The following is a 22,876-nucleotide window of genomic DNA, read 5'->3' as shown; positions in this document are numbered from 1 at the left end:
GCGATCGCATGTTGTCCGCGGCGAAGGTTTGAAGCTTCGCCATCCCGCGCTCCGACTTGGCCGAACGCGCTGCTCGATAGTGGGGGGGAACTCGCCGGAGGGACGGGATGCGGGCCGGCTCCCGGATGGCATACGAAGCCTGCGCGGAAGCGGCCATTAGTGCGTGCCCAAGACTGTTTCGGCTAAGTCGCCATCCAGATCGGCATGTCCATTGCGTCGCCGCGACGTTAGTCTCGGGAGATTCTCCAGTGACAGGGCAGACCTTGACCACCACCAATTGCGTCGACCCTGCCAGCGCGCGCGAATGGCTCGCACGGCTGGTCGCGTTCGACACGACGTCCCGCAATTCCAATCTTGCTCTGATCGAGGCGGTCGAAACATGGCTGGACAGCCTGGGTGTGCGCTCGATGCGCATCGCCGCTACCGAGGGCGGGAAGGCGAACCTGTTGTTCTCAATCGGTCCGGAGGTCGCGGGTGGAGTTGTGCTGTCCAGCCACACCGACGTCGTACCGATCGATGGGCAGGACTGGAACAGCGATCCCTGGACGCTATCCGAACGCGAGAGACGGCTGTACGGCCGTGGCACGGCAGACATGAAAGGCTTCATCGCCGCCGGCCTGTCGCGGGTGCCGGCGATGCTGGCCGCCGGACTCAAGCGGCCGATCCATTTCGCACTGTCCTACGACGAGGAGGTTGGTCTGCTCGGAGCGCCTTCGTTGATCGAGGCGCTCATGGCCCGCGTGCCCAGGCCAGGCGTGGTGATCGTCGGTGAACCAACCGGGATGCGTCTCGTCGACCGGCACAAGGGCATCATGGGCTTGCGCACCACGGTGCTCGGTCACGAAGCGCATTCCAGCCAGACCCATCTGGGCGTCAGTGCCAACATCGTCGCGACGCGGCTGATGTCGCGGATCGTCGAGATCGCCGACCGCCTGGCGTCGACCCCCGCCACCGGCAACGGTTTCGAACCGCCGCATACCACCGTCACCATCGGCCTGGTCAAGGGCGGTACGGCACCGAATATCCTGGCCAGGGAATGCGCCTTCGTCTGGGATATCCGTTCGGCTTCGCCGAACGAGGCACGGGCGGTCTACGACGAGGTTCGGGCCTATGCACGGGAACTTGAATCAGGCATCCGCGCACGCTTCCCAGATTGTGGCATCACCACCGAGATACTGTCCGACGTGCCGCCGCTGACCGGAGAGGGCAACGCACCCGCCTTGGCGCTGGCGTCGCGACTGGCCGACACTTCCGACAGCGAAGCGGCCTCCTATGTTTCAGAAGCGGGATTGTTCGAGCTCGCCGGCCTTCCCACCGTCATCTGCGGGCCGGGCTGGATCGCCCAGGCGCACCAGCCGGACGAGTACCTCGAGCTAAGCCAGCTCGCTGCGGGCGAATCGTTCATGGACCGCCTGATCGAAGAATCGTGCCAGTGACCGGCCACCACGCCCATCCCAATGCCAGCCCCCGCATCGTCGGCAGTCGCAACTGGATACTCGGCGTACTGACCTCGATCTACCTGGTGAACTTCATCGATCGTCAGGTGCTGGCGATCCTGCTGCCCCAGGTGAAGGCCGAGTTCGGCCTGTCGGACACCTTTCTGGGTTTGCTCGTGGGCCCGACCTTCGCTTTCTTCTACGCCACGATGGGCCTCCCCCTGGCCTTGCTCGCCGACAGGGTCAATCGTCGGCGGCTGATCGCGGTGTCGCTGGCCCTGTTCTCGGCGATGACGATCGCCTGCGGCCTCGTGGTGCAGTTCTGGCAACTGGTCGTGGCCCGCATTCTGACCGGCGTGGGCGAGGCCGGTACCGGTCCCGCCTCGCAGACGATGATCACCGACCTGTATCCGCCGGAAAGGCGCGGGCGGGCGCAAGCCATCTACGCCACCGGCGCAAATCTGGGTGTGCTCGTCGCCTTCGCCGCAGGTGGTCTGATCGCCCAGGCCTGGGGCTGGCGCGTCGCATTCATCGTCGCCGGCCTGCCTGGCTTGGTGCTGGCAGTGTTGCTGTCGGCGACGGTGCGCGACCCGCAGCGTGGCGCGAGCGATTCCGAGGTAGCACAAGAAGAAGCGCCTTCTTTCGACATGGTGATGCGACAGCTTTGGCAGAGCCGCGCGTTCCGGTACACGGCGCTCGGCGCCTGTTCGACCTGTTTCACCGCGTACGCGCTGAGTAGCTTCTTTCCACTCTTTCTTGCGCGCAGCCATGGCATGTCGACCAGCGAAATCGGTATCGCCATGGCGCTGATCATGGGCGTCTGCGGCGGCCTGGCGACCTACGCGGCGGGTCACTTCGCCGACCGCTTCGGACGCAATGACCAGCGCTGGTACTCCTACGTGCCCGCGATCGCGGCACTGGCGCCGCTGCCCTTGACGCCGATCTGCTTCCTTGCGCAGGACACGAGCATCGCACTGGCGGCCGCCATCATCCCGCTGTCGCTGACCGCTGCGTTCATCGGTCCGACGATCACCATCGTCCAGCGGTTGGTGCCGGTGCGCAGCCGCGCGGCCGCAGTCGCGACCCTGATCCTGATCGACAACATCATCGGCCTGGGCCTAGGTCCGCAGTTCGTCGGTATCGCCAGCGATCTATGCAAGCCGATGCTAGGTGAGGATGCCCTGCGCTACGCCATGCTCGCCGCGACGGCCGGATCAGCCGTGTCGGTGTTCGGCTTCGTCATGGCGGCGCGGCATCTTCGCAGCGACCTCGCCGCGCGCGAGGCCGTCGCTGCGGCGCCGGCATCGAATGGATAAGGGCCTGCTCCGATCCGCCAAGCAATCCGGGGCGGGCTGCGTCAGGTTCATCGTAAAGGGGGCAGGCGCAACGGCGCCGCCGAACGGAATCATCGGAGGGGAAAGGCTCGCACGACGCATGCTGCATGCTTGCATGTTACAGCCGCGATCACCTCCGCACGCCCAGTCGCAGCTGCGTTCGCGCTGGCGACCAGCGACGTCTTCCTGCAGTCCAGTTTCGACATTTTTCCCGCATCGTCCGCCAGGAATCCCAATGACCACCTCTTGTCAACGCACTCCAGGTTTCCCCGCTCTCTCCTTGCTGGCGGTGGGCCTGCTCGCTGCCGTGCACGCGCACGCGCAGAGCGCCGACGCGCCGGATTCCCAGGAGGAAGCCAAGGACTTGGACCGGATGCTGGTCATCGGCCAACGCGCCAGCCGCGTGAGCAACGGCGCCACCAACCTGGATCTGGACGTCAAGGAAACCCCGCAGTCGATCAGCGTGGTGACCCAGGAGGAGATGCAGCAGTTCGGCGCCGACAGCCTCGACGACGCGTTGCGCCTGGCCACCGGCATCCAGGTCGAGCAGACTTCGACCAACCAGACCCAGTATCTGTCGCGCGGTTTCGAGATCAAGAACACGCAGATCGACGGCGTCGGCCTGCCGAACGGCTGGGGCGTGGTCACCAATGCGATGGACGCCTTCGGCTTCGAGAAGCTGGAAGTGATCCGCGGCGCGAACGGCCTGCTGACTGGCGTGGGCAATGCGGCCGGCACCATCAACTACGTGCGCAAGCGACCCACCAACCAGGCGCAGGGACAGGTCGGCATCACTTTCGGCTCCGAAAACCGCCGCCGCGTCGAAGCCGACTATTCGACCCCATTCAACGACGACGGCACCTGGGCCGGCCGCGTGGTCATCGCACGCGAGGAGAGCGACTCCTACCTGCGCGACTTCGAGAGCGATCGCACCTACCTCTACGGCGTGATCGACGGCCAGGTCGGAGAGGACGGCACGCTGGCGTTCGGTTATTCCTGGCAGAAGGCCGACACCAGCGGCAACATGTGGGGCGCGCTGAGCTTCATCGACACCGACGGCAACCAGATCGAATGGGACCGCAGCGCCTCGACCACGCAGGACTGGACCTATTGGAACTCGACCACCCAGGCCGGGTTCGTCGAGTACACGCATCGGCTCAGCGACAGCTGGCAGGCGAAGGCGTCGTACAACTATCGCGTCTACGACCACGATTCCAAGTTGTTCATGGGCTACTCGTTCGGGCTGGATCCGGTCACCCACACCGGCCTGTACGGCTGGGCCTACAAGAGCCCGTACGAGACCAAGGCGCATATCGGCGACATCACCGTCAACGGCCGTTTCGAATTGTTCGGGCACGAGCAGGAAGCAATGCTGGGCGTGAGCACGGCCCGGAGCGAGGGCACCGATTGGTACAACCCCACCGATACCAGCGGCCCGCAGTTCGGAGCGCTTCCCGGTTTCCCCTACGCGGGCGATGCGATCGAGGAACCGGTCTGGGGCGATCGCACCGTCTACACCACCTTGAACCAGCGCCTGACCCGCGTATTCGGTGCGACCCGACTGGCGTTTACCGACCGCTTCAAGACCATCCTCGGCTTCAACTGGGCCGAGTACCAGCGCGACAGCGTCGACAATACCGGTGCGGCCTCCGACAAGACCGACCGCAACCTAGCGCCGTATGCCGGCGTGACCTTCGACTTCACCGATCGCATCACCGGTTATGCCAATTACTCGTACATCTACCAGCCGCAGGACGCGGTCGACTACGACCGCATCTACATCGACCCGAGCAAGGGCACCAACTACGAGATCGGCGTCAAGGCCGAATGGCTGGACCGGCGGCTGCTGACCACGCTGGCCTGGTTCAGCGCCAAGCAGGACGGGCTCGCCACCTATGTCGGAACACGCTTCCTGGACGGCTACGCCTACGGCTACTCCAGGCCCGTCGATATCGACTCCAAGGGCTTCGAGTTCGAGGCGACCGGCAAGCTCGGCGAGCGCACCAACCTGCTGCTGGGCTACACGCACTTGACGATGGACGGCGAAGACGGCAGCGACACCTACCGCTGGGTGCCGCGCAGGACCGCGAACCTGATGCTCAGCACGCGCCTGCCGGGCATTCCTTCGCTGTCGTTCGGTGCCGGTGGTCGCTGGCAAAGCGAAGTCTCCAACTTCGAGAGTTACGTCACCTCGGTGCCGGTGCGGCAGAGCAGCTACACCCTGCTCAACGCCTTCGTGGCCTGGGACATCAGGCCCGATGTCACCCTGCGTGCGAACGTCAGCAACATCACCGACAAGAAGTACATCCAGAGTCTGTATTCGGTCAGCTACTACGGCCCGCCGCGTCAGTACGCCCTCAGCCTGAACTGGCGTTTCTGAGCTGGACCGTGAACTCCGGCCATTGCGCCACCTGATTCGTCCTGACCCTCAGCTACGGAAATTGCGAGCCTCTCGCACAAATGGCCACCATCAAGGCTGGCAGCACGTCCTGGCTGCAGGAGGTCGCGCCAGCACCTCCCGCGGGCAGAGCCTGCGGCTGAAACGATAGCAAGCTTCGGACAAATAGCGCCGTATGCGCCCAATGCCTGAAAACTGGCGGAGGCTCAGGGCCAATCAGGAATCTGCAACGCCGACAGCGCACCGGTTACGTTCGACCCTTTCCCGACACGCTTCGTTCCGCCATCATTGCCGCAGGAAAAGAGCGCGAAGTCGGGTCCGCCAAGGGTTTCGCTCATCGTCGCGGTAATGCTCGTCAAGGCGCACGTGGCGCCGGGCCCGGGGTCTTCTACGGCGGCGCCATGCGCTGCCGCCGCGTTCCGACGAGCCTGCGCTACTGCGCCTGATCCGACTTGCCCATCCATCCCCGCAAGCGCTCCGGCACGTGGCGCCCGAGCGCGGGATGGCGCTCGATCGCGCGGTCGATGCCGGCGGCGTCGCCATCGCGCATATACGTATCCAGGAAGGCGAGGACCACGTCGCCGATCGTCGACAACGCCTCCTCGCCGCCGATCTCGCCTACGCGCTCTTCCCGCTTCGGTCCGTCCAGCAGGGCAGCGAGGTCCGTGAATCCAAAGTGTCGGACGCCCTGCAGACGGACGCGCACCACCATGTCGTCCTCCCCCGCGTCCTTCCATGACTCATAGGCGAGATCGTTCGAACTGAAATCGGCATCACGCGGCTGGCCCGCCAGCAAACCGTAACGCGTCCAGTCGCTCAGCATCAGCAGTAGGGGACGCTCGACAGGCCGGTCGAACAGCGTCGGATCGAAGTTCTGCCCATCCAGGTTGACCGCCGCCCGGCAGGCTTTCAGGAGCCGGCAGCTAGTGGCCGAGGTGGCGCCGCCGAACGACATGCCGGCGAAGGCCAGGCGATCGCGGTCGGCGCTGACCAATACGCTACGCAATGGCTTCGGTTCACTCCGGTCGGTGATCGCCTGGGCAACGAACATCGTGTCGTCGCGCCACTGCGCGAGCGAACGACCCAGGCGAGTGGATCCAAGCGAGTCGGCATATACCTTCAGCGCTTCCCGCCGCACGCCGAGGTTCGCACCGCCCGCCAGGACCTTGAAAGCCTCGGCGAAGCGCGGATCGTCGTCCTTGCTTGCCAACAGCGTCGCGATAACCCGCCGATCCTCCAGGCGTACGTCCGTGGAATCGCCCGGGTGCGCGATCGACACCACGATGTAGCCATGGCTCGCCAACTGCGAGGCGAGCACGCTGTTTTGCTCGGGGTACAGGAACAATCCGTGGCTGTATATCACCACGGGGAATCCATGCCGACGACGCGCCGCCGGCGCTCGCGGACGCACGGACAGGCGTGCGGTCGCAGCCGCTGCCAGGTCCTCGGTGGCATAACCGAAATTACGAGCCAGCGCGGGCAACGTCGTCGCGGCGATGTCCGCCTGCAGATAGGCGGAGCCATCGCCGGCGGCGCTGCCCTTTGCCGGATACCACACCACCGCAGGCAGCCGCCGCGGGCCGCTAGAGCGATCCGCGGCATCGAGTGATCGCGAGGCATCCACGAATTCGGCTCTTGCCACTCCCACGGCATAGCCACCGTCGGGCACAGGCAAGGAAGACGCGGAAGCCGTTGGCGCACCGAGACATGCGGCCAAGGCGACGACGGCGATGATCGATTGCCCGATGGTCATGCAGTTTCCTTGATGGCGGCAGATGGATGGACGCTTGGTCTGCTTGCCGGGATACGCCCGGCGATGAACCTTCGGAAAGCCGACACCCGCAGACGGCTAATTGACGAGCACTGCTTTGGCCGCCGCAGGTGCAACGCCATGCTCGCGCGGCGGTTCCGCGAGCACGCCGCGCATCGCAGTGGTCCGCACCAGCGTTGGGCACGAGCCGAATGCAAGCTTGAAGGCGCGGGTGAAGCTGCCGGGGCATTCGTAGCCGCACTCGATGGCTATGTCGATCATGGACTTGTCGCTGCTGCTCACCAACACCATCGCCTTAGACAGCCTGACCTGCTTGTACACCTGGCCCACACTGCCGCGGTACAGCACCTGGAACCCGTACTGCAGTTTCTTGATGGTCATGCCTACCGCGGCCGCGAGCTCGGACACGCTCAGCGGCTCGTCGAGGTTTTCCTCGATGACCTGCTTCGCAAGTGCGACCTTCTCGACATCGCCTCGTCGCAACACCTGGCTGTCGGCGTCGCGGTCCTCCGCATACGACTGGATCACCGCGCACACGATCTCGATCGCCTTCGCGGTCAGATAAAGCCGCTGCAGCCCGCCTTGGTAGGGGCATTCGAAGGCTTTGGTCGCCGCGATGCTTGAGACGCTGTCCAGCGGCACGTGGCGCAGGCCGATGGGCGTCCGGTGAAGGATGTAATCGCGGAAGATCGTCGGCAATGCCTGGGCGTCCAGGCCAAGGACGTCCTTGATGCGATCGCGTCGCAGGAAGATCGAGACCCAGCGCAGAGGGCGGTTTGGTTCGTACACGGTACGCACGGCATCGCCGCTCGGCAGGCCGTAGAACGTGCAGAACCCATGCGCGAGCTCCTCGTCGGCAAGGCCTCCGCTGGCGGAAATCGTGCTTCGCCCCTCGATCCACGCGCAGAACACCAGATGGTTGTCGTGACGGTGCAATCGCGAGAGATGGTGCGCGGCGCGGAAGTCGACGACCGCCATCGACAAGGCGTCGTTGAGCTGGTGGAACACCCAGCCGCCATCGCCCACCGATTCATCGTAGCGATGCAGGAAACCATGACCGGAAACGAGCGGTTCGCGTCGCCCTTCATGTACCGCCACGCTGCGCCAGCGGGCCACTTCCGCCTGCTGTCCCGCGCAGCCCAGCATTTCTTCGATGGTGCGATCGTCCAGGAGCATTGAAGTTCACCTTAGTTCTTGCCAGGCGCGCGGACTTCCTGTCTGCGCCGGATGGATCGCCTGCGTCCTGCGGCGATGAACGGTCGCGGTCGGTGCCGGTTCGATGGCGGTGGCGGTGGTGGAGAATTCTCGAGTCAACCTTGGCAAGCGCGAGTGCGAGGCTGTTTCGGTTAAGTCCCTGCCTTGTTCGGAAATTCCGTGACCAGGCATGGGCGCTAACCTCAAGAGACTTACCGGAAGTACCTCAGAACTTGGCCCCCCTCTGCTCCGTCACCTGATGAAAAGCCGGTTACCGCTGGTTGTCCAGTGGTGCCCCCGCGCTGTCGGATATTCCTATGTAGTTGTTTTCCAAAGGAAAGCGATGCCGATGACGCAACATCTGAGCGTGTGGATGGGTGTTAACGCTTGCGCAGGACGTTCCGCCGCATGAATACGCTGCGCACCTACCCGGACGCTTCCCCATGCCCAGCGACAGAAAGTTTGTTGTCGCGCATCCATGCAGCGGCGACACTTCGAGGGCCCGCTGCGTTCGGTACCAGAAATGTCACCCAAGGATTCGCTCGACCGGATCGACCTCAAGATCCTCCAGGCCTTGCAGGAGGACGCCCAGGTCAAGAACCGGGTCTTGGCCGACCAGGTGGCATTGTCACCCAGTGCGTGCCTGCGCCGTATCCGCGCCCTGGAAGAGCGAGGCCTGATTACCGGCTATCGTGCCAACGTCACCATCGACCGGATCCGCTCGGTCACCATCGTGATCGCACAGCTGTCCTTCGAACGGCACTCGGTCGGCAGATTCGTGGATTTCGACGCGTGGGCCGAAAAGACGCCGGAGATCGTGGAATCGCTGCGGATCAGCGGAAACTACGACTACATGCTGCGGGTCGTGGTCGGCGACATCCACGACTGGAAACGCATCATGCGGGAGATGACGGACGGCAATTTCGGCGTCGAGAAGATCGTCTCCAATTTCATGATGGAAGACATGAAGTCCTTCAAGGGATATCCGCTGATCCAGGGCGGCGATACGCGCTGAGCCTGGGGCGTGTCATCCATGCCCGAGGTAGGCCTGCTCGGGCATGGATGGACACGCCCCAGGGCCTGTTAACGCTATCGGGATAGGCCCTAAATGCTTTCCGCCAATGCCGATGCCGGCCCGACGTGGCCCAGATGCGTGCCACCGGATGCATTAGAGTGCGGCGCGTGAGGTTATCGAGCGCAATCTGGCGCAATGGCTCAAATGCAGGTGGGTGCCGGCAGCCGGCAGATAGGCGCATGACCGCAAAACGGCCCGGGCGCGGCAATCGATTGAGGAAGACGTGTCGGGAAACGCAAAGACTGGACCGCTAGATCGTCACGGGGCCGTGGCCAAAAGAGCTGCGCCAATTCTCAGCAACCCTCAAACCCGCGGCGGAGGGGCCTGTAACTTGCTGATTCTCTTGAGTGAGCACCGTCGCCGTCACCCAAAACCCGTAGTTCGTGAGAATTTTCTCACTAACTGTTTGTCTGGCCACGGGGCGGTTCACTCGGAACTCGAACTGGTGCGCCCGGAGGGATTCGAACCCCCGACCAATGGCTTCGGAAGCCACTACTCTATCCGGCTGAGCTACGGGCGCAACGGACGCGCATTCTAACGGCAAACCGCACGCCGCGTCTGCCCCAGGCCGCTGGCCCGCGGCCGCGGCCGGTCCGGCCTGCATCGCGCCTGCGTCGCAGCGGCCACGAACCGCGCCGCGCTGCCGCCGGGCAGGCCCGGCTGCTACCCTTGCGCGATGGATTCCCAACGCTACGAAACGCCCGCCGCGCTGCCGCCGCGCGCGCGCCTGGGCCAATACTGGAAGCTGCTGCGCGGCGACCGTCCGATCGGCGCGCTGCTGCTGCTGTGGCCGACCTGGTGGGCGCTGTGGCTGGCCGCCGACGGGGTGCCGCCGCTGTGGACGCTGTTCGTGTTCACCGCCGGGGTGTGGCTGACCCGCTCGGCCGGCTGCGTGATCAACGACTACGCCGACCGCTGGCTGGATCCGCAGGTCGAACGCACCCGCACGCGGCCGCTGGCCACCGGTGCGGTCAGCGGCCGCGAAGCGCTGGCGGTGTTCGCGCTGCTGATGCTCGCCGCCTTCGCGCTGGTGCTGACGATGAACCCGCTGACCATCGGCCTGAGCGTGGTCGGGCTGTTCCTGGCTGCCAGCTATCCCTACCTGAAGCGCTACACCTACCTGCCGCAGGTCTACCTGGGCATGGCCTTCGGCTGGGGCATCCCGATGGCGTTCGCGGCGATCCGCGGCGAGGTGCCGGCGCTGGGCTGGCTGCTGTACGCGGCCAACATCCTGTGGGCCACCGCCTACGACACCTGGTATGCGATGGTCGACCGCGAGGACGACCTGCGCGCCGGCTCCAAGTCCACCGCGATCCTGTTCGGCGACCTGGACCTGGTCGCGCAGGGCACCCTCTACGCGCTGATGTTCGTCGCGCTGGGCTTCGTCGGCACCCGCGGCGCGCTGGGGGTCTGGTATTGGGCGGGGCTGGGCGTGGCCGCGCTGCTGGTCGCCTACGAATTCCGCATCGCGCGAACGCGCGAACGCGCGTCCTGCTTCCGCGCCTTCCTGCACAACAACTGGGTCGGCCTGGCGATCTTCGCCGGCATCGCCGCGGCGCTGGCGCTGCGCACGGCGTAGCGCCGAGGCGAGAAGAAGAGGTCGCCGCCGCGCCCGGCGCCCGTCAGCCGCGGCAGCCATGCAAGACGTCTGCGGCGTGGCAGGGGTACACCGCGCCGCCTCACCGCACCCGCGCCACCACCCACGCATCGACCCGGGCCACGCCGGCCCGGCGCAGCGCCTGTGCCGCGGCATGCAGGGTCGCGCCGGTGGTCATCACGTCGTCGACCAGCGCCACGTGCGCCGGCAACGGCGCCTGCACCGCAAACGCATGGCGCAGATTGCGGCGGCGCGCACGTGCATCCAGTTCGGACTGCGGCGCCGTGGCGCGCACGCGCTGCAGGCCGGCGCACAGCGGCAGGCCCAGCGCGCGGGCCAGCGGCCGCGCCAGTTCCAGCGCCTGGTCGTAGCCGCGCTGGCGCAGCCGCGCGGCATGCAGCGGCACCGGCAGCACGGCCTGCGGGCGCGGCAAGTCGCCGCAGCGTGCCTGCAGCAACGCCGCCAGCAGACGCCCGGCGGCCAGGTCCTGGTGGAACTTGAAGCGGCGCAGCAGGCCGTCGACCGGCGCGGCGTAGACGCAGGCGCTGGCGACCAGGGCCAGCGGCGGCGGCTTGCGCTGGCAGGCGCCGCAGCGCTGGGCGGCGTCCAGCGCCGGCAGCGGCAGCGCGCACGCCTGGCAGGCGCTGGCATTCCAGGGCAGCGCGTCGCGGCAGGCCGGGCACAGGTCCAGGTCGGCGGCGCCAGGTTCGGCGCAGACCAGGCAGCGCTCCGGCAGCACCCAGCGCTGCAGCCGTCGCCAGCAGCCGTCAACCCGATGCCCGCCAATGAAGTTGACAGGGATATCCATGCTCACCAGACTGCCCGCTTTCCCAGCCGCCTACCGTCAGGAAACCCCCATGTCCGCTGTCGTCCGCCACGACTGGCAACGCCAGGAATTGCTCGCCCTGTTCGCTCTGCCGTTCCCGGAGCTGCTGCACCGCGCCGCCGCGGTGCATCGCGAACACTTCGACCCGGCGCAGGTGCAGGTGTCCACGCTGCTGTCGGTGAAGACCGGCGGCTGCCCGGAGGATTGCGCCTACTGCCCGCAGGCGCAGCGCTACGACACCGGCGTGGACGCGCAGAAGCTGATGAGCACCGAGGCGGTGCTGGCCAAGGCGCGCCAGGCCAAGGCCGCCGGCGCCTCGCGGTTCTGCATGGGCGCGGCGTGGCGCTCGCCGAAGGATCGCGACATCCCCAAGGTGGCCGCAATGATCCGCGAAGTGAAGGCGCTGGGCCTGGAGACCTGCGCCACCCTGGGCATGCTCGACGGCCGCCAGGCGCAGGCGCTGAAGTCGGCCGGGCTGGACTACTACAACCACAATCTGGACACCGCGCCGGACTTCTACGACACGATCATCCACACCCGCCAGTACCAGGACCGCCTGGACACCCTCGCCCACGTGCGCGATGCCGGCATGAAGACCTGCTGCGGCGGCATCGTCGGCATGGGCGAATCGCGCGACCAGCGCGCCGGCCTGCTGCAGGCGCTGGCCAACCTGCCGGTGCATCCGGACTCGGTGCCGATCAACCGCCTGGTGCAGGTCGCCGGCACCCCGCTGCACGGCACCGTCGAGCTGGATCCGTTCGAGTTCGTGCGCACCATCGCCGTGGCCCGCATCGCGATGCCGCAGGCGATGGTGCGGCTGTCGGCCGGCCGCGAGAGCATGAGCGACGAACTGCAGGCGCTGTGTTTCTGCGCCGGCGCCAACTCGATCTTCTACGGTGAAAAGCTGCTGACCACCGGCAACCCCGACACCGCGCGCGACCAGGCGCTGTTCGCGCGGCTGGGGCTGACGCCGATGCAGGTGCAGATGGACGCCGACGCGCATGACCATCCCGGCACCGTGCACGCGGACATCACCGCGCCGGCGCCGACAGCGGACAGGCCGGCGATCGCCGCGGCGCTGGTCTGACGCCAGCGCGCCGCGCCGGCGATCGCGCGTCCGTCCGCCGATCCGGCCGTGCATCGCCGGCGGCGCCCGGCCCGGCCGGGGACGCGCTACGCTAGCCAGCCGCCCCATGCCCCACCGCCCATGGCCCGTCCCGATCTGCACGACCGCATCCAGTCCTTGCGCACGCTGCGCGAGGCGCAGGGCCGCATCCGCGTGCGCCGCAGCGTGGGCCGCCGCGACGGCGTGCGCCTGGAGCTGGACGGACGCTGGCTGACCGGCTTCTGCAGCAACGACTACCTGGGCCTGGCGCAGCAGTTCGAAGTGCTCGCCGCGTTGCAGGACGCGGCCGCGCGCGAGGGCGTCGGCGCCACCGCCTCGCACCTGGTCTGCGGCCATCACGCGCTGCACGAGAACCTGGAACGCGAGGTCGCCGACTGGCTCGGCTATCCGCGCGCGCTGCTGTTCGGCAGCGGCTTCCTCGCCAACCTGGCGGTGCAGCAGGCCCTGCTGAGCGAAGAAGAAGACGTGTGCGTGCAGGACCGGCTCAACCACGCCAGCCTGCTCGACGCCACCCGCCTGGCCGGCTGCCGCCTGCGCCGCTATCCGCACCTGGATACCGAGGGCGCGATGCGCCAGCTCAAGCACGCCGCCGACGGCGCGGCGATGCTGGCCACCGATGGCGTGTTCAGCATGGATGGCGACATCGCCCCGCTGCGCTCATTGACCCTGGTCGCGCGCGTGCAGCAGGCGTTGATGTACGTGGACGATGCGCACGGCGTCGGCGTGCTCGGCCCGCATGGCCGCGGCTGCGTGGCCGAGGCCGGGCTGGGCGTGGACGACGTGCCGCTGCAGCTGGTGACCCTGGGCAAGGCGCTGGGCGGCTACGGCGCGCTGGTGGTCGGCGACGAGGCGCTGATCCGGCACCTGGCCGAAACCGCGCGGCCCTATCTGTACACCACCGCGCTGCCGCCGGCGCAGGCCGCCGCCGCGCTGGCCGCGGTCAAGCTGGCGCGGCGCGACCAGTGGCGGCGCGAACGCCTGGCCGAGGCGATCGCTGCGTTCCGCGGCGGCGCGCGCCGCCATGGCCTGCAACTGATGGCCTCGGACACGCCGATCCAGCCGCTGCTGTGCGGCGACGAGGCCAGCGCGCTGGCGCTGTCGGCGGCGCTGGAGCAGGCCGGCTTCCTGGTCTCGGCGATCCGCCCGCCGACCGTGCCGGACGGCAAGTCGCGGCTGCGGGTGACGCTGTCCGCGCTGCACACGCCGGCGCAGGTGCAGGCGCTGCTGGACGCGCTGGCATTGGCGCGCGACCGCCTGGCCGCGCATCCGGTCGGCCTGCCGGCGTGAGCGGCCTGCCGTGAACGACGGCCACCTTGCGCCGTGCCGCGAGGTCTGGGCCGCGCTGTCCGAGCCGTACGCGCCGGATACGACGCTGCAGCGCATGCTGCTGCACGACGTGCATCCGCGCCTGGCGCCGAACCTGCTGAGCGTGGCCGGGATCTGGCAGGGCTTCGACAGCGCCTGGCTGAGCGCGGCGATCCTGCAGCGCGAAAGCGTGCAGCACTGGCCGGCCTGGCGCATGCGCGCCTACCCGCGCCAACAGTGGCGCTTGCTGCCGCCGCAGCTGCTGGCGTTGCGCGCGCAACGCCGAGCGCGGCGCTACCCGGTTCTCTTTTCCCATTCGGCGCACGATCGACGATGCACATCGAAACCCTGGGGCACGGCCCCGATCTGGTCCTGATCCACGGCTGGGCGCTGCATGGCGGCATCTTCGCGCCGCTGGTCGAGCGCCTGTCGGCGCAGTTCCGCATGCACTTGGTGGACCTGCCCGGGCATGGCCACAGCCGTGGCGACGACACCCCGCTGGCGCTGCCGCACGTGGTCAATGCGATCGCCGCGGCGACGCCGCCGGCGGCGTGGCTGGGCTGGTCGCTGGGCGGGCTGTTCGCGCTGCATGCCGCGGCGACCCAGCCGCAGGTGCGCGGCCTGGCGATGCTCGCGGCGACGCCGCGGTTCGTGCGCGGCGGCGACTGGCCGCACGCGGTGGAACCGCAGGTGTTCGCGCAGTTCGGCCGCGACCTGGCCGATGACTACCGCGGCACCCTGGACCGCTTCCTGGCGCTGGACACGCTCGGCTCGGCGCATGCGCGCGCCGAATTGCGCACGCTGCGCGAGACCCTGAGCGCACGCGGCGAACCCGATGCGCAGGCGCTGCAGGACGGGCTGGCGCTGCTCGAGCGCAGCGACCTGCGCCGCGCATTGCCGGGCCTGCGCGTGCCCAGCCTGTGGCTCAGCGGCCAACGCGACCGGCTGGTCTCGGCCGCCGGCATGCACGACGCCGCGGCGCTGGCGCCGCAGGCGCAGACGCTGAGCATCGCCGGCGGCGGCCATGCACCGTTCCTCGGCCATGCCGATGCGGTGGCCGATGCGTTGCGCGGGTTTCTCGCCGGCCTGGAATAGCGCTTCCCTTGTGAGAAGGCTTCCACTGTGAGAAGGCTTCCACCATCGACGCGTGACCGGTAAAGCGTCGGGGCTGAAGCCCCTCCTACACAGGAGCGGGATTCCCGGCCGGAGCGATGCATCGCGCTGGCCGCGGTCGCGCCGATGCCCGATCATCGCGGTTCCTTCCATCGATCGGAACGCAGCCATGGACCTGGGAATCGCCGGCAAATGGGCGCTGGTCTGCGCCGCGAGCAAGGGCCTGGGCTGCGCGCGGGCGCTGGCCGGCGAAGGCGTCAACGTGGTCATCGTGGCACGCGGCCAGCCCGCACTGGAGGCGGCGGCCGCCGGCCTGCGCGCGCTGCCCGGCGCCGGCACGGTGATCGCGGTGGCCGCGGACATCGCCACCGAGGCCGGCCGCGCCGCCGCGCTGGCGGCGTGCCCGCAGGTCGACATCCTGCTCAACAACGCCGGCGGCCCGCCGCCGGGCGATTTCCGCGACTGGGAGCGCGCCGACTGGCTGCGCGCGCTGGACGCCAACATGCTGGCGCCGATCGCGCTGATCCGCGCCACCGTCGATGCGATGCAGGCGCGCGGCTTCGGCCGCATCGTCAACATCACCTCGGCGGCGGTGAAGGCGCCGATCGACAGCCTGGGCCTGTCCAACGGTGCGCGCGCCGGCTTGACCGGCTTCGTCGCCGGGCTGGCGCGGCGCACCGTCGCGCACAACGTCACCATCAACAACCTGCTGCCCGGCCAGTTCGACACCGATCGGCTGCGCGGCAACTTCGCCCATGCCGCGCAGCGCAGCGGCATCGACGTGGACGCCGTGGCGGCGCAGAAACGCGAACAGATCCCGGCGGGGCGCTTCGGCACCGCAGAGGAATTCGGCGCGGCCTGCGCGTTCCTGTGCAGCGCGCAGGCCGGCTATCTCAGCGGGCAGAACCTGCTGCTCGACGGCGGCGCGTATCCGGGGACGTTCTGAAGAGCCGGGATTGGGGATGGGGGGACTGCGCGCGGTTGCTTCCGAGGTTTGACGTTTGTATTGCGGATGAGTTCGGCGCTGCCTGCGCGCCTGCGTGCAATGCACAGGCCACTGCCTCAGCGGGCAGATCCTGTTGCTCGGTGCGCGGCCCATCCTGGAAAGGGACAGGGTTCGAGACCGAGTGAATGGCTGCGCGCGGTCCGCGCCGCGTCCGCTGATGCGCTCGGACTGATGCGCGATGGCGATGGGGATTAGGGAATGGAGAGACGGGAATGGGCAAGTCAGGCGACCGCCTCGCCGCCGCAGCCGTTTCGATTCCCCACTCCCGACTCCCCATTCCCGGCCTTTCGCTGGCCGCCGTGCGCCGCGGCCGGCGATAATGCGCCGATGGATCCTTCCTCGTTCGACACCCACCACATCCGCCGTGCATTCGCGCGCGCCGCGGCCAGCTACGACGCCGCCGCCGCCCTGCAGCACGAGGTCGAGAAGCGCCTGCTGGAATCGCTGGACTATCTCGGCGAGCGCGTGCCGCAGGTGGTGCTGGACGTGGGCAGCGGCCCGGCGCATGCCGCCGCGACGATGAAGAAGCGCTGGCCGCGCGCGCAGGTGATCGCGCTCGACCAGGCGCTGCCGATGCTGCAGCAGGCCAAGCGCCAGGCCGGCTGGTGGAAGCCGTTCGGCCGCGTCTGCGCCGATGCGCGCGCGCTGCCGCTGGCCGAGCACAGCGTCGATGTGATCTTCAGCAACCTATGCCTGCAGTGGGTCGAAGACCTGCCGGCGGTGTTCGCCGGCTTCCGCCGCGTGCTCAAGCCCGGCGGCCTGCTGCTGTGCTCCAGCTTCGGCCCGGATACCTTGATCGAGCTGCGCGAGGCGTTCGCGCACGCCGACCGCCAAGCGCCGCACGTGAGCCGCTTCGCGCCGATCGCGCAGTTCGGCGATGCGCTGATGCTGTCCGGCTTCCGCGACCCGGTGCTGGACCGCGACCTGTTCACCCTCACCTATCCCGACCTGGCCGCGCTGATGCGCGAACTGCGCGCGATCGGCGCGACCAACGCATTGAACGCGCGCCGCCACACGCTGACCGGGCGCGGCCGCTTCGCCGCCGCCAGCGCCGCCTACGAGCCGCTGCGCAGTGCCGACGGCACGCTGCCGAGCAGTTGGGAAGTGATCTATGCGCACGCCTGGGCGCCGCCGCCGGGCGCGCCGATCCGCGAAGGCGGCAGCGAGATCGCCGCGGTGCCGGTGTCGGCGATCCCGATCCGCCGCCGCGGCGATTGAGGCAACGCACTATCGTTGATCCGGCGATGTCACTGTGTGCGACTGCAGTCGCTCCCACAGCACCTCGCCGCCTGTAAACAGTCCTGCGTTGAAGCGCCCCAGCGCACACAGCCTCGGCCGGGCCAGCGCTACGGCGTTTGCTCGGAAACCAGATAGAGGAATCGTGCGGAAAAGTGAGCATCCCGCACCACGACGGCCCTACGGCGCGCGCAACAGCCACACGCCATAGGCCTACGAGCACGCACTCCCTCGCCCGACCATCGCGCCGTGCACTACCGCTCAGGCCGACACCTGGTCGATCCAGTCCTGCAGGTTGTAGTAGTTGCTGACCCGGGCGATCCTGCCGTCGCGGATGTCGAAGAACGCCCCGCCGGGCAGCACGTAGGGTTGCCCGCGCGCCGGCGGCAGGCCTGCGTCGGTGTGGTGGTATTCGCCGTGCACCACGTATTCGGCGGCGGCGCGGCGGCCGTCCTGCCCGCCCAGCACCACGATGTCGCGCAGCTGCTCGCGGTAGCTGGCATTCATCCGCTGCAGGAACGCGGCGAAGCTGTCCTTGCCGGTCTCGCGCGCGCCCTGGTTGAGGTCGTGCGCCACGTCGTCGCTGAGCTTGTCGAGCATCGCCGCCCAGTCGCCGCGGTTGAACGCGTCGTAGTAGGACAGCACCAGCTCGATGGCACGGTCCTGCTCACGGGTCCCGTCGCTCTTCATCGCCACCACCTCATGCCATGCGGACGCCCATGATACGGCGGCCGGGCGGGTTCAGGCGCCGGGCACCAGCAGGTCGCGATGGAAGAAGTAGACCTCCTGCAGCAGGAACCGCCAGCGGGTCTGGAAGCTGCGGAAGCGGGTGCTTGGGGTCGAGGACGCCAGCGCGTCGATCTGCAGCTCGCGGCACAGGCGCAGCGCGCGCGCCATGTGCAGCGGATCGCTGACGATGATCGCCCGGTGCAGGCCATGGCTGCGCATCAGCTGGCGCGCCTGGATCAGGTTCTGGCGGGTGGTGCGCGAGACGGTCTCGATCAGGATCGCATCGGCCGGCACGTCGTGGCGCAGCGCGTAGCGGCGCGCCACCTGCGACTCGGCGAAGCGCGCGCCGTTGCCGCCGAAGCCGCCGGTGAAGATCAGGGTCGGCGCATAACCGCGCTGGTACAGGTCCAGGCCGTGGCGGATGCGCTCCTCGAACACCGGCGAGGGCTTGGCATCGTAGGCGGCGGCACCGAGCACGATGATCGCGTCGGCCGGCGCCGCCTGGTCGCGGTCGCCGACCCAGACGATGTAGATCGCCACGCCCAGCAGCCACAGGCCCAGCACCGCGCCCAGCCGGCCAAGCCAGCCGAGCCAGCCGCGGCGTCGCCGCGCCTTCATCACGCCGTGCCCCACGGCAGGGCATCGAGGTCGACGTTGCCGCCGGACAGGATCAGCCCGACCCGGCGCCCGGCGAAGCGCTCGGGCTGCGCCAGCACCGCTGCCAGCGCGATCGCCGAGGAGGGTTCCACCACCTGCTTGAGCACCTGCCACAGCAGCCGCATCGCCGCCACGGTCGCGTCATCCCCAACCACGATCGCTTCGGCCTGGCCGTGCAGCAGCGCGAAGTTGGGCGCGCCCAGGGTGCCGCGCAGGCCGTCGCAAACGGTGTCGGGGACGAAGTCCACACGCAGCGCGCCGGCCGCCAGCGAACGTGCGGTATCGGCGGCGCCGGCCGGCTCGGCCAGCAGCAGGCGCGCCTGCGGCGCCAGCGCCGACAGCGCCAGGCGGCTGCCGGCGGCCAGGCCGCCGCCGCCGACCGGCACCACCAGCAGGTCGAGCGGGCCGCAGGCGCCGAGCAACTCCAGCGCCGCGGTGCCCTGGCCGGCGATCACCGCCGGATCGGCATACGGATGCACCAGGGTCGCGCCGGTCCGCTGCTGCACCCGCGCGCACATCGCCTCGCGCGCGGCGATGCTGGCGGCGCAGCGCCACAGCGTGGCGCCGTGGCGGGCGATATTGGCCAGCTTGGCCGCCACCGCACCCTCGGGCACCACCACATGGCAGCCGATGCCGCGGGTCTGCGCGGCCTGCGCCAGCGCCGCGCCGTGGTTGCCGGAGGAGTGGGTGACCACGCCGCGCGCGGCCTGCGCCTCGCTCAGCGCCCACACCGCATTGCAGGCGCCGCGGAACTTGAACGCGCCACCGCGCTGCAGGTGCTCGGCCTTGAAGTGCAGGGTCGCGCCGGCCAACGCGTCCAGCGCCTGCGAGCGCAGGACCGGGGTCGCCTGGGCGTGCGGCGCGATCCGCGCGGCCGCGGCCGTCACATCGGCGAAAACGGGCGGTGAAGATGGGAACATGCGTGAAAGGTTAACGTATCGCCCCAGGCTGGCATTGTCGTGGCTACCGGCGCAACGCAACCGTTGTACGCGACTCAAGCGTTCAATCAACGACGAAGCGAGTTAAGGGGGCATTCAATGCAACACGCCGAACCTGTCGGCCAGCCTCAGGGAGAGGATTCGCCATGAACATGCGCCTGATCTGGGCCGCAGGACTGCTGGTCACGCTGAGCGGCTGCGCCACCTACGACTACGCCGACAACGGCGGCGGCTACTACCGCGGCGCCCCATCGGTCGAGTACCGCTATCCGGCCGGCTATTCCGACGGCTACTACGCGCCGTACAGCGCCGCGCCCTACGGCTACGGCGCCGGCGACTACGGCTATGGCTATGGCGACTACGGCTATGGCTATGGCGACTACGGTTACTACGGCTACGGCGGCCCGTACTACTACCGCGATTATTACGGTCCGCCGCGGCATCGCCCGCCGCCGCCGCGGCCCGACGCCAACGGCCGCCCGCCGCCGCCGGCCATCGGCGGTCGCGACCGGGTCAAGTCGCCGTGGCGCGACATGGACCGGCTGCGCCGTCCCGATGCCGCCAACGCCGGTCCGCGGCCGCAGTCGATGCAGTCGCGTCCGGCCGCGCCCCGGCCCGGCAATTTGGGGCGCAGCTATGGGACCAAGCGCACACTAGAGCCCTAAGAAAAAGCTTGATTTCACGCAGGCATAAGACGCACTCTACGCCGTACGGGGTGACCGCCTGCGTCGCTTTATGACCCGAAGGGATCGGCCTACCGTCATCGCCCTACCGTCTATGTCGATGTCCGACAGGGAAATCTGGATCCCCCCTGTTCTGGCCCTGTCGGGCGTCGGCGCCTAAAACGAAAAGCCCCGGCTCGCCGGGGCTTTTCGCGTTCGGGGCCTTGCGCTTGTTGGGGCACGGCCCGGAACGCAGGCAAAAAAAGGCCGGCAGTCCCCCGACTACCGGCCCCAGCTCCCCCAACATGCGCGTGACTGGCCCCTGTTCCAATTCCAGTCGTGCGCCCCTGATGCACTGCCACGTTGGGTGCAATAGGGTTATCAGCAGACTGCATGCCAACTTTAGTGCTGAACCGCAAACATGTGATGCAACCGCTAAAATTTCTGTTTCCCGGCGCGCGCGGCCCCGCGAGCGCCCCATTCCGGTCCCCGCGGCCCGGCTGACGAGTCCCCGATGCGCGATTCCTTCTACCGCTACGACGTCATCGTGATCGGCGGCGGCCACGCCGGCACCGAGGCCGCGCTGGCCTCCGCGCGCGCCGGCGCGCGCACCCTGCTGCTGACCCACAACGTGGAGACGGTGGGTGCGATGAGCTGCAACCCGGCCATCGGCGGCATCGGCAAGGGCCACCTGGTCAAGGAGATCGATGCGCTGGGCGGGGCGATGGCGCATGCCGCCGACCTGGCCGGGATCCAGTGGCGCACGCTCAACGCCTCCAAGGGCCCGGCGGTGCGCGCCACCCGCTGCCAGGCCGACCGCAGCCTGTACCGCAGCGCGATCCGGCGCCTGGTCGAGACGCAGCCGAACCTGACCCTGTTCCAGGCCGCGGTGGATGCGCTGATCGTGGACGGCGAGTGCGTGCGCGGCGCCATCACCCAGACCGGCCTGCGCTTCGAGGCCGCGGCGGTGGTGCTGACCGCCGGCACCTTCCTGGCCGGCAAGATCCACATCGGCCAGACCCAGTACGCCGGCGGCCGCGCCGGCGACCCGCCGGCCACCGCGCTGGCGCAGACGCTGCGCGACGGCCGCTTCGGCGTGGACCGGCTCAAGACCGGCACCCCGCCGCGCATCGACGGGCGCAGCCTGGACTATGCGGCGATGCAGGAGCAGCCCGGCGACGATCCGCTGCCGGTGATGTCGTTCATGGGCGCGATCGCCGAGCATCCGCGCCAGGTGGCGTGCTGGATCACCCATACCACCGAGCGCACCCATGCCATCATCCGCGGCGCGCTGGACCGCTCGCCGCTGTACACCGGCCAGATCGAGGGCATCGGCCCGCGCTACTGCCCCTCGATCGAGGACAAGGTGGTGCGCTTCGCCGAGAAGCCCAGCCACCAGATCTTCGTCGAACCCGAAGGCCTGGACGTGGCCGAGATCTATCCCAACGGCATCTCCACCTCGCTGCCGTTCGACGTGCAGCTGGAGCTGGTGCGGTCGATCCGCGGCTTCGAGCGCGCCCACATCACCCGCCCCGGCTACGCGATCGAATACGACTTCTTCGACCCGCGCGGGCTGAAGGCCTCGCTGGAGACCAAGGCGATGCCCGGGCTGTTCTTCGCCGGCCAGATCAACGGCACCACCGGCTACGAGGAGGCCGCCGCGCAGGGCCTGATCGCCGGGCTCAACGCCGCGCGCCAGGTGCGCGGGCTGGAGCCGTGGTCGCCGCGCCGCGACCAGGCCTACATCGGCGTGCTGATCGACGACCTGATCACCCACGGCACCACCGAGCCGTACCGCATGTTCACCAGCCGCGCCGAATACCGGCTGCAGCTGCGCGAGGACAACGCCGACGCGCGCCTGACCGGCATCGGCCGTGAACTGGGCCTGGTCGGGGAGGCGCGCTGGGCGCGCTTCCAGGCCAAGCAGGAAGCGGTGGCGCGGGAGAACCAGCGGCTGCGCGCGCTGTGGGCCACGCCGGGCAATGCGCTGGGCCGCGAGGTCGCCGCGACGCTGGGCGTGGCGGTCAGCCGCGAGACCACCGTGCTCGACCTGATCAAGCGCCCGGAACTGGACTACGCCGCGCTGATGCGGGTGCCGTCGCTGGGTCCGGGCGTGGACGACACGCAGGTCGCCGAACAGGTCGAGATCGGCATCAAGTACGCCGGCTACCTGGACCGCCAGCGCGAGGAGATCGCGCGCCAGCAGCGCCACGAGGACACGCCGATTGCCGAGGCGTTCGACTACGCGCAGGTGCGCGGGCTGTCGGCCGAAGTGCAGCAGAAGCTGCAGCGCGTGCGCCCGCAGAGCGTGGGCCAGGCGCAGCGCATTCCCGGCATGACCCCGGCGGCGATCTCGCTGCTGCTGGTGCACCTGGAGCGCGCGCGGCGCAGCCGGGTGGCGTGAGCGGCGCCGCGGCGGCACCCTGCCGGGTCGACCGGCATGGACATCCACCCGCTCGCGGCGGACAAGCGC

General features: G+C 68.7%; 20 protein-coding genes and 1 tRNA gene. 13 read left to right on the top strand and 8 right to left on the bottom strand.

Annotated elements, in window-relative coordinates:
• Positions 1 to 263: 263 nt before the first annotated feature.
• From argE to FZ025_RS11150, 3 genes are all read left to right on the top strand, one after another.
• Positions 264 to 1,436 (top strand): acetylornithine deacetylase, encoded by a 1,173-nt coding sequence (argE, locus tag FZ025_RS11160; RefSeq protein ID WP_046977624.1) that lies wholly within the window; start codon positions 264 to 266, stop codon positions 1,434 to 1,436.
• Complete coding sequence (locus FZ025_RS11155) at positions 1,433 to 2,752, top strand: spinster family MFS transporter (protein ID WP_053057123.1); 1,320 nt, start codon at positions 1,433 to 1,435, stop codon at positions 2,750 to 2,752. Before argE ends, FZ025_RS11155 begins: the two co-directional genes overlap by 4 nt.
• Before the next feature lie 253 nt (positions 2,753 to 3,005).
• The gene (locus tag FZ025_RS11150) at positions 3,006 to 5,150 is read left to right on the top strand and encodes a TonB-dependent siderophore receptor (RefSeq protein WP_046977593.1); all 2,145 of its coding nucleotides are present in this window, start codon (positions 3,006 to 3,008) and stop codon (positions 5,148 to 5,150) included.
• A gap of 224 nt (positions 5,151 to 5,374) precedes the next feature.
• Here the strand turns inward: FZ025_RS11150 and FZ025_RS22710 are convergent, their stop codons facing one another.
• The 3 genes from FZ025_RS22710 to FZ025_RS11140 form a co-directional block, all read right to left on the bottom strand.
• Entirely contained in the window at positions 5,375 to 5,506 is a 132-nt protein-coding gene (locus FZ025_RS22710; protein ID WP_280117168.1) for a hypothetical protein, read from the bottom strand.
• 95 nt (positions 5,507 to 5,601) lie between these two features.
• Entirely contained in the window at positions 5,602 to 6,921 is a 1,320-nt protein-coding gene (locus FZ025_RS11145; protein ID WP_046977594.1) for an alpha/beta hydrolase, read from the bottom strand.
• 96 nt (positions 6,922 to 7,017) lie between these two features.
• Positions 7,018 to 8,115 (bottom strand): helix-turn-helix transcriptional regulator, encoded by a 1,098-nt coding sequence (locus FZ025_RS11140; RefSeq protein WP_046977595.1) that lies wholly within the window; start codon positions 8,113 to 8,115, stop codon positions 7,018 to 7,020.
• Between the two features lie 541 nt (positions 8,116 to 8,656).
• On the opposite strand from FZ025_RS11140, the gene FZ025_RS11135 reads away from it, so the two are divergent.
• Positions 8,657 to 9,148, top strand: coding sequence for an Lrp/AsnC family transcriptional regulator (locus tag FZ025_RS11135; protein ID WP_046977596.1), 492 nt, complete (start codon positions 8,657 to 8,659; stop codon positions 9,146 to 9,148).
• A gap of 503 nt (positions 9,149 to 9,651) precedes the next feature.
• On the opposite strand, the gene FZ025_RS11130 is transcribed toward FZ025_RS11135, so the two are convergent.
• Positions 9,652 to 9,728: transfer RNA gene (locus FZ025_RS11130), tRNA-Arg, on the bottom strand.
• Between the two features lie 156 nt (positions 9,729 to 9,884).
• Here FZ025_RS11130 and ubiA point away from each other — a divergent pair.
• The gene (gene ubiA, locus FZ025_RS11125; protein ID WP_046977598.1) at positions 9,885 to 10,787 is read left to right on the top strand and encodes a 4-hydroxybenzoate octaprenyltransferase; all 903 of its coding nucleotides are present in this window, start codon (positions 9,885 to 9,887) and stop codon (positions 10,785 to 10,787) included.
• 100 nt (positions 10,788 to 10,887) lie between these two features.
• On the opposite strand, the gene FZ025_RS11120 is transcribed toward ubiA, so the two are convergent.
• On the bottom strand, positions 10,888 to 11,613 hold the full coding sequence (locus FZ025_RS11120; RefSeq protein WP_046977599.1) for a ComF family protein: 726 nt from the start codon (positions 11,611 to 11,613) through the stop codon (positions 10,888 to 10,890).
• Between the two features lie 49 nt (positions 11,614 to 11,662).
• On the opposite strand from FZ025_RS11120, the gene bioB reads away from it, so the two are divergent.
• The 6 genes from bioB (at position 11,663) to bioC (ending at position 17,399) form a co-directional block, all read left to right on the top strand.
• Positions 11,663 to 12,718, top strand: coding sequence for a biotin synthase BioB (gene bioB, locus FZ025_RS11115; RefSeq protein ID WP_046977600.1), 1,056 nt, complete (start codon positions 11,663 to 11,665; stop codon positions 12,716 to 12,718).
• A gap of 120 nt (positions 12,719 to 12,838) precedes the next feature.
• Positions 12,839 to 14,044, top strand: a complete 1,206-nt coding sequence (bioF, locus tag FZ025_RS11110) for an 8-amino-7-oxononanoate synthase (RefSeq protein ID WP_046977601.1) — start codon at positions 12,839 to 12,841, stop codon at positions 14,042 to 14,044.
• A gap of 10 nt (positions 14,045 to 14,054) precedes the next feature.
• On the top strand, positions 14,055 to 14,438 hold the full coding sequence (locus tag FZ025_RS11105) for a DUF7079 family protein (RefSeq protein WP_053057124.1): 384 nt from the start codon (positions 14,055 to 14,057) through the stop codon (positions 14,436 to 14,438).
• Positions 14,396 to 15,157 carry a pimeloyl-ACP methyl ester esterase BioH gene (bioH, locus tag FZ025_RS11100; protein WP_046977602.1) on the top strand — a complete coding sequence of 254 codons (762 nt, stop codon included), beginning with the start codon at positions 14,396 to 14,398 and terminating at the stop codon, positions 15,155 to 15,157. The genes FZ025_RS11105 and bioH overlap by 43 nt, the downstream gene beginning before the upstream one ends.
• 187 nt (positions 15,158 to 15,344) lie before the next feature.
• Positions 15,345 to 16,121 carry an SDR family oxidoreductase gene (locus FZ025_RS11095; protein WP_046977603.1) on the top strand — a complete coding sequence of 259 codons (777 nt, stop codon included), beginning with the start codon at positions 15,345 to 15,347 and terminating at the stop codon, positions 16,119 to 16,121.
• Between the two features lie 387 nt (positions 16,122 to 16,508).
• Positions 16,509 to 17,399 (top strand): malonyl-ACP O-methyltransferase BioC, encoded by an 891-nt coding sequence (bioC, locus tag FZ025_RS11090; RefSeq protein ID WP_046977604.1) that lies wholly within the window; start codon positions 16,509 to 16,511, stop codon positions 17,397 to 17,399.
• A 279-nt stretch (positions 17,400 to 17,678) separates the two neighbouring features.
• Here bioC and FZ025_RS11085 read toward each other — a convergent pair whose 3' ends face one another.
• The 3 genes from FZ025_RS11085 to FZ025_RS11075 are packed head-to-tail and all read right to left on the bottom strand — an operon-like array spanning position 17,679 to position 19,723.
• The gene (locus FZ025_RS11085; RefSeq protein WP_046977605.1) at positions 17,679 to 18,107 is read right to left on the bottom strand and encodes a ketosteroid isomerase-related protein; all 429 of its coding nucleotides are present in this window, start codon (positions 18,105 to 18,107) and stop codon (positions 17,679 to 17,681) included.
• A 51-nt stretch (positions 18,108 to 18,158) separates the two neighbouring features.
• Positions 18,159 to 18,764, bottom strand: a complete 606-nt coding sequence (locus FZ025_RS11080) for a YdcF family protein (RefSeq protein ID WP_104558447.1) — start codon at positions 18,762 to 18,764, stop codon at positions 18,159 to 18,161.
• Entirely contained in the window at positions 18,764 to 19,723 is a 960-nt protein-coding gene (locus FZ025_RS11075) for a pyridoxal-phosphate dependent enzyme (protein WP_046977607.1), read from the bottom strand. The genes FZ025_RS11080 and FZ025_RS11075 overlap by 1 nt, the downstream gene beginning before the upstream one ends.
• Before the next feature lie 164 nt (positions 19,724 to 19,887).
• Here FZ025_RS11075 and FZ025_RS11070 point away from each other — a divergent pair, with 164 nt between their 5' ends.
• Positions 19,888 to 20,406: a hypothetical protein gene (locus tag FZ025_RS11070; protein WP_046977608.1), complete on the top strand. Its 519-nt coding sequence runs from the start codon at positions 19,888 to 19,890 to the stop codon at positions 20,404 to 20,406.
• Positions 20,407 to 20,917: 511 nt separating this feature from the next.
• Positions 20,918 to 22,807 carry a tRNA uridine-5-carboxymethylaminomethyl(34) synthesis enzyme MnmG gene (gene mnmG, locus FZ025_RS11065; RefSeq protein WP_046977609.1) on the top strand — a complete coding sequence of 630 codons (1,890 nt, stop codon included), beginning with the start codon at positions 20,918 to 20,920 and terminating at the stop codon, positions 22,805 to 22,807.
• Positions 22,808 to 22,876: the final 69 nt, after the last annotated feature.

It is taken from the genome of Xanthomonas hyacinthi (assembly GCF_009769165.1).
In the GTDB taxonomy this organism is placed as follows: domain Bacteria; phylum Pseudomonadota; class Gammaproteobacteria; order Xanthomonadales; family Xanthomonadaceae; genus Xanthomonas_A; species Xanthomonas_A hyacinthi.
This window is presented reverse-complemented; position numbering and strand designations above follow the sequence as displayed.

What these genes read in the sequence shown, in the direction of transcription:
- FZ025_RS11150 (WP_046977593.1), top strand. Translation starts at nt 3,006, where the DNA reads ATGACCACCTCTTGTCAACGCACTCCAGGTTTCCCCGCTCTCTCCTTG.
- FZ025_RS22710 (WP_280117168.1), bottom strand. Translation starts at nt 5,506, where the DNA reads ATGAGCGAAACCCTTGGCGGACCCGACTTCGCGCTCTTTTCCTGCGGC.
- FZ025_RS11145 (WP_046977594.1), bottom strand. Translation starts at nt 6,921, where the DNA reads ATGACCATCGGGCAATCGATCATCGCCGTCGTCGCCTTGGCCGCATGT.
- FZ025_RS11140 (WP_046977595.1), bottom strand. Translation starts at nt 8,115, where the DNA reads ATGCTCCTGGACGATCGCACCATCGAAGAAATGCTGGGCTGCGCGGGA.
- FZ025_RS11135 (WP_046977596.1), top strand. Translation starts at nt 8,657, where the DNA reads ATGTCACCCAAGGATTCGCTCGACCGGATCGACCTCAAGATCCTCCAG.
- ubiA (WP_046977598.1), top strand. Translation starts at nt 9,885, where the DNA reads ATGGATTCCCAACGCTACGAAACGCCCGCCGCGCTGCCGCCGCGCGCG.
- FZ025_RS11120 (WP_046977599.1), bottom strand. Translation starts at nt 11,613, where the DNA reads ATGGATATCCCTGTCAACTTCATTGGCGGGCATCGGGTTGACGGCTGC.
- bioB (WP_046977600.1), top strand. Translation starts at nt 11,663, where the DNA reads ATGTCCGCTGTCGTCCGCCACGACTGGCAACGCCAGGAATTGCTCGCC.
- bioF (WP_046977601.1), top strand. Translation starts at nt 12,839, where the DNA reads ATGGCCCGTCCCGATCTGCACGACCGCATCCAGTCCTTGCGCACGCTG.
- bioH (WP_046977602.1), top strand. Translation starts at nt 14,396, where the DNA reads ATGCACATCGAAACCCTGGGGCACGGCCCCGATCTGGTCCTGATCCAC.
- FZ025_RS11095 (WP_046977603.1), top strand. Translation starts at nt 15,345, where the DNA reads ATGGACCTGGGAATCGCCGGCAAATGGGCGCTGGTCTGCGCCGCGAGC.
- bioC (WP_046977604.1), top strand. Translation starts at nt 16,509, where the DNA reads ATGGATCCTTCCTCGTTCGACACCCACCACATCCGCCGTGCATTCGCG.
- FZ025_RS11085 (WP_046977605.1), bottom strand. Translation starts at nt 18,107, where the DNA reads ATGAAGAGCGACGGGACCCGTGAGCAGGACCGTGCCATCGAGCTGGTG.
- FZ025_RS11080 (WP_104558447.1), bottom strand. Translation starts at nt 18,764, where the DNA reads ATGAAGGCGCGGCGACGCCGCGGCTGGCTCGGCTGGCTTGGCCGGCTG.
- FZ025_RS11075 (WP_046977607.1), bottom strand. Translation starts at nt 19,723, where the DNA reads ATGTTCCCATCTTCACCGCCCGTTTTCGCCGATGTGACGGCCGCGGCC.
- FZ025_RS11070 (WP_046977608.1), top strand. Translation starts at nt 19,888, where the DNA reads ATGAACATGCGCCTGATCTGGGCCGCAGGACTGCTGGTCACGCTGAGC.
- mnmG (WP_046977609.1), top strand. Translation starts at nt 20,918, where the DNA reads ATGCGCGATTCCTTCTACCGCTACGACGTCATCGTGATCGGCGGCGGC.